This window comes from Peribacillus muralis (assembly GCF_001439925.1).
Taxonomy (GTDB): Bacteria; Bacillota; Bacilli; order Bacillales; family DSM-1321; genus Peribacillus; species Peribacillus muralis.
Genome location: NZ_LMBV01000048.1, coordinates 189 through 11,581, shown reverse-complemented (window position 1 = coordinate 11,581; position 11,393 = coordinate 189). Strand labels below are relative to the sequence as shown.

Genomic DNA, 11,393 nt, shown 5'->3' with positions numbered 1-11,393 from the left:
AACAACTACTTTAGCTCCACGTTCAGCTAACAGTTTAGCTGTTGCAGCACCAATTCCTCGACTGGCTCCTGTTACGATAACTACTTTATTCATCTTTCCTCTCTCCTTTAGTATTTTGATTTTGATGAAGTTTGTTATTTCTTGTGTGTTATATTGATACAACGATTAGAATCATCCTTTAATGAAGATTCTAATCATGGTGCCACAAATAATTAAGTCATGCTGCTTGTTCTTCTTTTTTCTTTTTAGGAACCCAGAGCGTAATAACCAAACTGATAATNAGCTATTCCAGCCATAATAAGAAAGATATNCATGAATTCCTGCTGCAAGAGAATGAGAAGATACATGTGATACTGAGTCTGTTGAAACGCCTACCTGTTGATTTAAGAATTTTCCTAGTACGGCTACCCCTAATGTCTGTCCTAATGTACGAACAAATGTATTAGAAGAAGTAGCTACTCCTCTAAGATTCCATCCAACTGCGGATTGTACAACGATTGTAAACGTAGTGATCGACAAACCAAATCCTAATCCCATTACAAAGATGATACAAAGCATCATCCAGATAGGGGATGAGATCGTGATAAACGGTAAAGCAAATGACCCAAGTGTAACAAGACATATCCCTATAAGAGTAACAGGTTTAGGGCCTACTTTAATTAACAATCGGCTTCCAACTGTTGCTCCAAGTGGTCATCCAATAGACATTGGGAGTAAAACAAAGCCTGAAAACGTAGCTCCTTTTAGAAGCACACTTTGAACCCACAAAGGAATGTAAGTTGTCAATCCAATCAAAATGGCACTAGCTAAAAAAGAGACTAGATTAGCAATTAAAATTTCCCGATAGTACAACAGCTTAATCGGTATGATTGGTTCAGGATGCTTAATCTGAATACGTATAAAAACCACAAGAAAAATAACTGTAATAATCAAAAGTACATACGTCATCACAGAATTCCATTGAAAACTGCTTCCTCCAGCAAGAAGGAGATAAAGTATGGCTGTGGTTCCAATTGTAAACGTGATCGCTCCACCATAATCAATTTTCCGTTCTTGATTTCCTACATTTCCCTCTAAATATTTTCCAATAATCCACATAGATATCAAGCCAAAAGGAAGATTGAGAAAAAAGATCCAATGCCAGCTGACATAATCGACTAAAAACCCTCCAACTAATGGTCCAAAGAGTCCAGCGATTCCACAAAGTGCGCTAAATAACCCCTGAACCTTCGCCCGTTGTTCAAAGGTGAAAATGTCTCCGATAATCGTGAAGGTAATAGGAATAACAGCGCCAGCTCCAATTCCCTGGATCGCGCGAAATAAAATCAGTTGCCCCATATTTTGTGAAATTCCACATAATAAGGATCCAACTAAAAATATGGAAGTCCCTACTATAAAGACTTTTTTTCGCCCAAAAAGATCGGCTAATTTTCCAAAGATAGGGGTTGTAACGGCGGAAGTAAGTAAATATAAAGCAACTACCCAACTAATAAGATCAATTCCACCTAATTTTTTTACAATAGCTGGTGTTGCTGTACTAACGATGGTTGCTTCTATCGCAGTTAAGAACGTGGCGATAAGTAAGGCACTGGTAATTTTACGTTGATACGCGTTCAATCTTTTTTTTCCTCCTTTACGTTGGATTCTAGAAGCAAGGAAGTGACTAAACACTCAAGCATATTATCAAACTTATCGAGTTCTTCTTCACTAAAATTTGCAAAGGTTGTGTTATTGCTCATTTTTGTTCGAGGTTTCATCTCCTCCATTGTTTCCTTGCCTTTGGCCGTAATTCCGACCCTTGTTATACGTTTATCATTTGAGTCGGTCCATGTCATAATTAATCCTGCTTTACGTAAACGCTCAACCAACCCCGTAATATTTTGTTTAGTCACAAGCGTTTCCTCGCATAATTTAGCCAAGGAACCCCCCTCATTTCTATCAATAATTCCTAATAACTGCCACTGTTGAACACTTGCTAAATCCGTACCTTCAACTAGTTTCAGCCCAACCCTATTAAGCAGTGTAGATACACGAAGTAAGTTCATGATAATTTTTACTTTTGATTTCACAATAAGACTCCTTTAAAATGGTTAATATATTGACTATTTTAAAGGAATATCTAATAAAGTCAATATATTGACTTTATTATTCAACTAACCTGCCCCTTTAGTTCATTAAGCAAAAAGGCCACCAAATGGCAGCCCCTGTTCCCAAGCTAAAGCACCCGATAGTTTAAGTATATTTATTCACAAACTTAATTGGTCTTGCATAAAAATTTAGTCTATTCATCGCAGGAATGTTGCCCTTTAATAACATAAGAAAGACGATTCCTTATAATGAAGAATCGTCTATTTTTGATGAATTACATTCTGAGAAATCATTTAGTAACCTTATCAACCCGATTTGTCCATATATACCCCTGATATCCTTCTGGAATTTTTTCAAGGCTTTCTTTTGTATCAAACCCTTCTGACCATTTCCCATTTCCTTCTACGATTACGACTCGCGTATTGACCGACTCCATTCTATCAATAAATTTATTGGGCCATCCCCATAAGTACTTCGCATAATTTAAAGGTAAATGTAGCTCCATATTATGCAATTCTTTCGGAATATATCCCGTCCAACCTAATAATTCATATTTTAATAGTACATTTTTCATCATTGTTTTCGTTAACAGTTTCAACTCTTTATGTTTTGATCTTAAATAATCAAATCCTTTACCGTCTCCATCACCATAAACGGTTATTTTATTCAATTGAGCCTTAGACATTTTACTTAAATATGTATCCCACAATACTTTTGTTGTTTCCATATCTCCATCTTTGTCATGAATTAAAAACTCTTTATTAGGAAAAGCTGCAAACACCTCATCTAAGCTTGGCATCATACCAATGCCTTTGCCACGAAACGGATAACTCTCTCCATTATCAGCCGTATAACCATAGCCGACATCTAGTTGTTTCAATTCGTTCATCGTATAATCTTTGACTTCACCTTTCCCATTTGTTCTATACTCTAAAGTGAAATCATGAAAAACAGCTAATTGATGATCCTTCGTTAACTGAATATCTAATTCCACTACGTCAGCACCATTATCAAATGCTGTCTTCATAGAAGGAATTGTATTTTCTAAATAAGGATGCTCAGGCGGATAAATGATTTCAGCTGTATTCGTATCATTCTCTACCTTTGAAATATCAAAGGTTTGAGCCAACCCTCTATGAGCTAGAATCTTATAATTTGTATCTTTCGAATAAAAAAGGCTCGTATTATTCATCCAAACCATAGCAACAACAAGGGTTAATACCCCCAAAATAATATATTTCCTTTTACCTTTTCTTTTTTTCATTTGTTTATCCTTTCTTTTCGTACCTTAAAATGAATTTACAATTTTATTATCCTTTTATAAGAGTATTTGAATTTTTAATACAGTGCAATGTATTAAAAATGTAATTCAGATAAAAATTAATTGAAAAATCAAGTCTTTCTCAACTAATTCAACTAAACTGCCCCTATAGTTGTATAAGAAAAGAGCTGCCCTATAGACAGCGCTGATCCCGGCTAAGGCACCCGTTAGTTCATTAAGGAGTATTGTACAGTTGACACAAACTGCGCAGCACAACAACCCGAATTCTATAAGGAATTCGGGCAATAATCCCTAAAGGTATAAGAACCTTATATATAAAAAAAAGAAGCCTATTATTGAAAGAATAAAATTGGTAATTCAAAAAGAATTTATGTCATAGTAAAGGAACTACGAAGTCCAATTNACAAAAGAGCAAACACAAAAATAAGAATTATTCCATAGATAGCGAATATCCATGAGAGTCCACTTCCTGTAGTTTTAAACAGCTTATAAAAGATAAATACTGCGGTTACGAGAAATAAGACAGCCAAGAGTATGTAAAGTAAAGAAATTAGAATATCCAGTGGTAACACTCCCTTTACTACAGATATTCTTATTGTGTGTAACTGAAATGATATTAATTCATTCATACAAATNCACAGCACGAATAAACCACATAAAAAAGGTAACTACTCTGGAATTAGAATAGTTACACAAGCCGAATTATAAAAAAGATATTCGGAGAACTTTATAGCTGCTATCTAAGTATATGTCCCAGCTGAAACTATCCTGCCCCTTTAGTTCATAAAATAAATCAACAACACCCTTTAACAGATCCTTATTATTAAAAGCAGACGTCTAATAAAGTGTCACTTGAATGATAATTTGCATATATTTTAAGTGTTACTTTGCACATCCAACTTTAAAAAACCAGCTATCATGTATCAATAAAATCGGTTACTTCCTGACGCATTATACAAACTCTCTTTTTTGTTTATAGTGATTTTTTTGAATTTGGGATGGGTTACGGTTTGGTAATCATCCACGTAACACCGAATTTATCTATAACTTCTCCATAGTATGCGCCCCATGGCTGCAATACAAAGGGGTACTTGTATTCTCCACCCTCACCAAGCTTGTCATATGCGTCTCTAGCTTCAGACTCATTGTCATAGGTTAAAGCAAGACTGATGCTACGGTTGCTGGATACCGGTTCAAAGGAATCGGAGATCATAAGCATATTCCTTCCGGCTACCATCAAGGACAGATGCATAACTTTATCCTTTACCGCTTCTGGAGTTCCTGGTGCCTCACCGAATGTTTTAAGTGATAGAATTTCTCCACCGAGTGAATCTACGTAAAAATCCGCCTGACTTCTTGCATCCTCCGACATTAGATAAGAGTTTAATTGTGCTCCCATTTTTTTAACAACCTTTCCAGTTTAATTTGTTCTTCTATAAATACGACGAATATACATTGGTGAAATCGACAAAGGAAAAAACTTTTTTAAATTTTTTTCAACATATTAAGGTGATCTTGTAAAGAGGCTTCTATCGCCTTTATTCCGGGGTCTTGTATGGACTCTAGTTTCTCTTTTAGTCTTCGCAATTCTATCTCGTACTTGCCTCTCGCCTTTGGAACCGGCATTCTTAGCGCCAAGTTTAGCGCCTCGTCCTCTGCACTTGCATTAATCACCATATATTCTATGATAAGGTCTTGATTTACCGGAAACGGGCCAGCCAATACCTGTGGTTTTCCACCTTTCTTTGGATATGTAATTCTTAAACCGGTTGAACTTGGCTGAAGCTCTTCATCGGCAAGAAGTACACCTTTTTTAGCCAGTGACTTCTTATACGGAATCATTGCCTCGCGGTAATCCTTTCCGTCGGCTAGTCCTGCCTCCGAGTACTCTGTGGCTTTGATAATCAATAAAAATCTCCTTGTTTAAGTTGGAAGAAATGAAGAGTAGAATAGACTGCTCAACTATTCCTTTACCAACACGACGAATAAGGAATGAGATAATCGACAAGGCTGGGAAAAATTCTATGTAGATGTTCCTTCTCCACATTCCATTGCGCGATTTAGTAGAAGAGTTTGTTCACGTTCATTCTGGGTTAGTGATGCAGCAAGTTTAAATTCTGTCCGAGCTTCATCGTAACGCCCTAGCTTCACCAAGAGATCCCCGCGAACACTCGGCAATAGATGATATTTCTTTAAGGACGGGTCAGCATTCAACTCGTTTACAATCTGAATGCCAATGTCCGGACCAAATGCCATGGATATAGCAACTGCCCTGTTTAATTCTACGATTGGCGAGGGCATTACAATCGAAAGCGCTTCGTAAAGAGCAGCAATTCGGGGCCAATCTGTCTCCTCCGGAGTCGGTGCCTGAGTATGGCAAGCAGAGATGGCTGCTTGCAATGAATATGGTCCAAGTGAACGCCCTAACTTCCGGCTGCGCTCCAGTGCTGCCAAACCACGGCGAATCAATAATTGATCCCACTGTGCCCGGTTTTGATCCATAAGAAGAACAGGCTCTCCTTTCGAATTAACTCGAGTTTTGAACCGGGAAAATTGAATTTCCATTAAAGCAACTAGTCCATGAACTTCCGGTTCATTAGATGCGATTTGGGCAAGGACACGTCCCAGCCTCAGTGCCTCTTGGCATAGTAAAGGACGGATCCAGTGTTCCCCAGAAGTTGCTGAATATCCTTCATTAAACATAAGGTAAATCACTTCAAGTACGGTAGACAGGCGATCATTAAGTTCCTCTCCAAGAGGTACCTCAAAAGGAATGTTTTTTTCGTTAAGGGTCCTCTTAGCACGGACAATTCTCTGAGCAATGGTTGATTCCGCGACGAGGAATGAACGCGAAATTTCTTCCGCGGTAAGTCCGCATAACAGTCGTAGTGTTAAGGCAACTCTGGCTTCTTGGGATAATACTGGATGACAGGTCATAAAAATTAGACGAAGGAGATCGTCACCAATCTCCCCATCCAATACTTGATCCACATCTTCCACAGTATATAAATCCGTATTTTTAGCAATCTCAACATACTTTTGATCACGTATCTTCGTTCTTCGCAAAAGATCAATCGCACGCCGCTTCGCCGTTGTCATCAGCCATGCGCCAGGATTGTCTGGTATCCCGGCATGCGGCCATTTTTCAAGGGCAATCACTAATGCATCGTGGGCAAGATCCTCTGCGAGACCGACATCCTGAACTATTCGAGTTAACCCCGCAATAAGCTTTGCGGACTCTATTCGCCATATTGCATCGATGGTTCGATGTGTATTTGACAAACTCACGCTTGTTTCTGCTCCTTAACTTGTTTGCGAAGGACTGTTTCTTTCGCCAACAATTCGGCATTATTCGTTAATTCTTCAACCTCAAACACCTGTCTCAACTCAATCTCGCCCTGGCCAAACCCATGGGGGTCAGGCATACGAAGTGCCCATTCAATTGCTTCCTCTCTTGATTTGACTTCTATCAATGTATATCCTGCAATCATTTCTTTTGCCTCCGTAAACGGACCATCCATAATCTTTGGTTTTCCACCAGCTTTCGGGTAAGAAATCCTAATTCCATTTGAGCTGGACATCAGACCATCAGCTGCTAGCAATACCCCTGCCTTAACCAACTCCTCATTATACTTCTGCATGGCATCAAATTGCTCCTGACTAGGCAATACCCCTGCCTCTGAATCTGTTGTAGCTTTGACAATCATCATAAATCTCATATTGTATACCTCCTATTATTCCGTGAAGTTTCTTAACCGATGTAAAACCGTTGGGTAAGTCAGCTTCTATATATACAACGAATTAAACTTAACCAGATAGACAGTAATATAATTATTTTCTCCATATTACTTTCGGCGGCAAGCTGTAAAATTCCTGTCGGTCATTAAAAAGGGGCCTCATGAGCAAGTAATCGGGCGATACCGATAAGACTTACCACTAAGGTTCACCAATTATTATCATTTAAGGTGTTATTATAGTGATAGGTAGCCTTTGAAGTTATCGCCAGCTTTTCCCCCACTTCACACCGTACAGGCGTAGCTTTGGAAACTACGTTAATGAGCTAACCTGTCCCGTTAGTGTCATAAGAAAGAGCTGCCTTAAATGCAGCTCTTTGGATAATTCCTTCGCATACTATACTTACTTTTTCATAACGGGGATCCATATTTCACTTCTAAATGTTGGTGAGGTTATATCTTTATTTTCGTTCCAAAGGATTTCTGGACCTTCTCTTTGTTCATAGTTAGAGGATGGAAACCATTCGGAATAAATACGTCCCCATACATTTTGCAGTGTTTCAGGAAAGGGTCCGACTGCTTCGAATACCACCCATGTAGACGCATCAACTTTCAGCTGTGTTAAGTTATCTGGACATTCCCTCGTTGTTGCTGAGCCGATATAATGATCAAGCTCCCCTTTTTCCTCCAACCGACCTTCGGAAAAGTTCGCAGATGCACTAAGCAGCCCTAATGGCTCGACATTCGATAAGTCTTTAAGTTCATTTATCGTTTTTTCGTCTAAACTTTTCCACATAGATGCAATCTCTGGATTAACCCCTTTAAAAATAATTGGAACTCTTTTTTTAATTCCAATAATGTGAAATGCCTCTTTTTCTTCAATTCGATAGTTCATTTCACTGCCTCCTTTAATGGATAATTGGAAGGACATCGGTGGATAGGCTTTAAGTGAATGGCCATTACTTCTCGCTTCTGATGGTGGGATGCCGTGCAAATGTTGAAACGCTCTTCCAAAAGAGTCAGGTGAGCTGTACCCGTACTTTATCGCTATATCAATAACCTTTATGTTGTTATCTTTTAGCTCAAACGCCGCAAGTGTAAGTCGTCTTCGGCGGATATACTCAGAAAGTGAAATACCTGCAAGGAAGGAAAACATCCTTTTAAAATGATATTCCGAGCAATAAGCTAGCCTTGCAACTTCTTTAAAGTCAATTTCGTTCGTTAGATTGTCTTCAATGAATTTAATGGCACCATTCATATTTTTGAGCAAATCCATTCAATGACCTCCCTTATATCAATAGAATAGCAGGAATTGAAACGAATCATCCGACATTCTGTGCACAATTATGCAGGGTCTAATCCCTTTCGCACCTGTTAATGAAAATAACCTTATTGTTAAAATGAACTAAAGAACCCGTTAGTTCATTAAGGTTTTTTCACTTGGTTTTGAATGTATGATAATGCTAAGAATCATACGTTCAAAAGGCCGCCAATTGGCGGCCTTCTTATGGCGCTAAAGTACCCGTTAGTTGAAGAAGAAACCTAGTTATGTAGTGCACTTTTATTTATTCCTATTCTCCAGCATCTATTTTCCAGCTATTTTGCAACTTCCGAATATAAATGATTTGACCAATGTGATATGCGTTATGAGTAGATACATTTCCGAGTATTTCCCACCACTTCACTTGTTCAGGGAAACCATTAACATCACTTTCAACTTTTTCTTCAGTTAATAAACCTTGCCATCGTAACAGCACTTCTAATAGTAGTTTTTTTAAGTCATTAAATGTATGGTTTTCAGGAATTATAAAGCTTTTATTATTATTGCCTATGGACGGCACAGCATTGACGTGAGATTTTTGGTACCTTGTTTGCCATGTTTGATTCCAATATAATAGATGCTGCACAATTTCAGCTATACTATTACTATCTTCGTTTGGCTTCCAAAATGCTTGTTCCTCAGGCAAATTTTCCACTGAATCTGAAAATGGTATGTACCAGCTAGGGTCATTAGCATTTGCTAACAACTGATCAGATAAAACATCTTTTGCATGAAACATACTTTCACACTCCTTATATTAATATGATTATTATTTTTCCCTACACCGCTAAAATAATGGTGTGCAATTTGTATATTCTACATAGTATATTAATTGTCCTGTTATAATTCTTATTCGACTAACCTGCCCCGATAGTTTATTAAGAACAAAATAAAAAGGACTCTTGGCCCCTTAAAAATACTTTCCATACAGGTCTCTCCGAATTGCACCACTTAGAAATGCGTAAATTTTTGTTGTTTCACTTTTTTCATGACCCATTTAATAATGAATTACTTCTAGAGGTGTTCCATTATTCAATAAATTTGTAGCGTAACTATGTCAAAGCAGGTGGGGTGAATGCTTTTTTTATGTCCGTTCTCTTGGCTACCAGTAAAGAATAAAATTGGTATTTCAAAAAGAATTTATGTCATAGTAAAGGAACAATGAAGACCAATAAGCNAGCAAACACAAAAATAAGAATTATTCCATAGATAGCGAATATCCATGAGAGTCCACTTCCTGCAGTTTTGTATAAAGTATTCATGTTTTCCTTAGAAATCTTGTTCAACTAAAGGGCCAAATTGTTGAAGATCAGCAGGAAATTTGGGAAGGTCGTTGAAGTTAATATTATGCTTGTGTTATTCAATTAACTCGTAGGTTAAAATCCAGAGGATTGATTTTGTCCAGAATCAAAAAGATAGTTTGCTTGTTGCTGCACTGGTTATCATTGAAAGGGAAAAAGGAGGAAATAAAGAATGACGCATCCTACATTAGAAATGTACAACTACCATGCATGGGCAAATGGGGTTATCATTGATCGTTTAAAAGAACTTCCGGAGGAGATTTATCATAAGGAAATTCAGAGTGGTTTTTCTTCGGTATCGAAGGTGTTGTCTCACATTTACCTCGTAGACTACGGATGGTTTGATATTATAACGGGTAAAAGTATGAATGAAGCATTGGCGTCTGCGAATCAATTAAGAGAACAGGTGGAAACAAAAAGTATTAGTGAAATGGAAAAGATATTTTTAGACTTATCTGAGCGATACAAAGCACTTCTAAACAGCATAAAAGATATTGAAAAGGTAATTGTAGTTAATAATCCATGGGCCGGGGAGCTTGAAACTTCTGTTTCAGAATCAGTACTACACGTTGTTACTCACGGATCATATCACCGTGGCAATATAGCTACCATGTTGCGGCAAATGGGGCAAACCTCTGTTATGCAAGATTACGGACTTTACCTGTATTCTAAATAAGAACATAGACCTTTTCTTTCAAACACCATCCCTTTTATAACTTATCCTGGCGGTTTATCTTTTTGGGATAAAAATAGTTATACAATTGCTTTATGTGTATTCCATAATCGGGCGCTTTAATTAAACAAGCAGCTAAAATGATCTTCCAGCCGAAGATCACGAAGAAATCATATATTAAAACAAAAATCAATCCATTGGTTGTGAATTAAATCAGTATTTCTTCTCCAGTAAGTTAATCAATTTTCCCTTTACATCAATCCATTCGGTATCAACAATACTGTAAAATATATTGTCGTGAATAGTCCCATCTGCCTTAATCCTATGTTTACGAAATATTCCTTCTTTTACTGCACCTATTCGTTCAACTGCTTTTTGAGAGGGTACATTTTGTCCACTAATCGAAAATTGAACACGTAGTACCTTCAGTTCTTCGAAACAATATTGAAGTAATAAAAATTTACATTCTGTGTTCACCTTCGTTCTCCAAACTGATGGAGAAAGCCAAGTCCATCCTATTTCAACATTTCGATTTGCTGTATCTATGTCACCAATACGAGTTGTCCCTATTACTTCACCTGACAATTTATCCTTTATTATAAAAGGTAATTGCTTGCCATCATTTTTGCTTTGTACAGCTATCGATAAAATTTGTTCTATATCATCAAATGTTTTAACTTCCCTCCAAGTATATTTCCATACATCAGGGCTTTTTATAGCTTCATATACTTGTTCCTTATATTTCATCTCAAGAGGAACAAGAGTGATTGTAATTCCTTCTAATATTAAATTTGTATCAATTTTCATTGTAATTTTATCTCCTTTAACGAATTAAATAGACTTTCCTTTATAATACATCAATACAAAAACTTGACGTCAAAAGAGAGAAATTCTTGTTAAACTAACCTGCCCCGTTAGTTCCATAAGAAAAAAGCTATCTTAAAAACAGCTCCGATCTTCAGCTAACGCACCTGTTAGTTCTATAAGAAAAGAC

At 37.3% G+C, this 11,393-nt stretch carries 11 protein-coding genes and 1 pseudogene; 1 reads left to right on the top strand and 11 read right to left on the bottom strand.

From position 1 onward, the window contains the following. The 10 genes and pseudogenes from ASU00_RS24870 to ASU00_RS23665 form a co-directional block, all read right to left on the bottom strand. Positions 1-93, bottom strand: a 93-nt coding sequence (locus tag ASU00_RS24870) for an SDR family NAD(P)-dependent oxidoreductase (RefSeq protein WP_152983839.1), incomplete at its 3' end; no start/stop codon positions are given. A gap of 218 nt (positions 94-311) precedes the next feature. After that, positions 312-1,617: pseudogene (locus ASU00_RS23705) on the bottom strand (MDR family MFS transporter); the annotation flags it as partial. Further along, positions 1,614-2,069 carry a MarR family winged helix-turn-helix transcriptional regulator gene (locus ASU00_RS23700; protein ID WP_057915902.1) on the bottom strand — a complete coding sequence of 152 codons (456 nt, stop codon included), beginning with the start codon at positions 2,067-2,069 and terminating at the stop codon, positions 1,614-1,616. The pseudogene ASU00_RS23705 and the gene ASU00_RS23700, both read right to left, overlap by 4 nt. Before the next feature lie 308 nt (positions 2,070-2,377). After that, entirely contained in the window at positions 2,378-3,352 is a 975-nt protein-coding gene (locus ASU00_RS23695) for a glycerophosphodiester phosphodiesterase family protein (protein ID WP_057915901.1), read from the bottom strand. A gap of 1,021 nt (positions 3,353-4,373) precedes the next feature. After that, on the bottom strand, positions 4,374-4,769 hold the full coding sequence (locus ASU00_RS23690) for a VOC family protein (RefSeq protein ID WP_057915900.1): 396 nt from the start codon (positions 4,767-4,769) through the stop codon (positions 4,374-4,376). Between the two features lie 86 nt (positions 4,770-4,855). Continuing rightward, positions 4,856-5,278 carry a YciI family protein gene (locus tag ASU00_RS23685; protein WP_057915899.1) on the bottom strand — a complete coding sequence of 141 codons (423 nt, stop codon included), beginning with the start codon at positions 5,276-5,278 and terminating at the stop codon, positions 4,856-4,858. A 114-nt stretch (positions 5,279-5,392) separates the two neighbouring features. Further along, a complete protein-coding gene (locus ASU00_RS23680; RefSeq protein ID WP_057915898.1) occupies positions 5,393-6,658 on the bottom strand; it encodes an RNA polymerase sigma factor in 1,266 nt (421 codons plus the stop codon). Further along, on the bottom strand, positions 6,655-7,089 hold the full coding sequence (locus tag ASU00_RS23675; RefSeq protein WP_057915897.1) for a YciI family protein: 435 nt from the start codon (positions 7,087-7,089) through the stop codon (positions 6,655-6,657). The genes ASU00_RS23680 and ASU00_RS23675 overlap by 4 nt, the downstream gene beginning before the upstream one ends. 418 nt (positions 7,090-7,507) lie before the next feature. Then, positions 7,508-8,380: an AraC family transcriptional regulator gene (locus tag ASU00_RS23670; RefSeq protein ID WP_057915896.1), complete on the bottom strand. Its 873-nt coding sequence runs from the start codon at positions 8,378-8,380 to the stop codon at positions 7,508-7,510. A gap of 295 nt (positions 8,381-8,675) precedes the next feature. After that, complete coding sequence (locus tag ASU00_RS23665; RefSeq protein ID WP_057915895.1) at positions 8,676-9,164, bottom strand: DinB family protein; 489 nt, start codon at positions 9,162-9,164, stop codon at positions 8,676-8,678. Positions 9,165-9,898: 734 nt separating this feature from the next. Between ASU00_RS23665 and ASU00_RS23660 the strand changes: the two genes are divergently transcribed. Next, positions 9,899-10,402, top strand: a complete 504-nt coding sequence (locus tag ASU00_RS23660; protein WP_057915894.1) for a DinB family protein — start codon at positions 9,899-9,901, stop codon at positions 10,400-10,402. A 210-nt stretch (positions 10,403-10,612) separates the two neighbouring features. Here ASU00_RS23660 and ASU00_RS23655 read toward each other — a convergent pair whose 3' ends face one another. After that, positions 10,613-11,206: a GNAT family N-acetyltransferase gene (locus ASU00_RS23655; protein ID WP_057915893.1), complete on the bottom strand. Its 594-nt coding sequence runs from the start codon at positions 11,204-11,206 to the stop codon at positions 10,613-10,615. Positions 11,207-11,393: the final 187 nt, after the last annotated feature.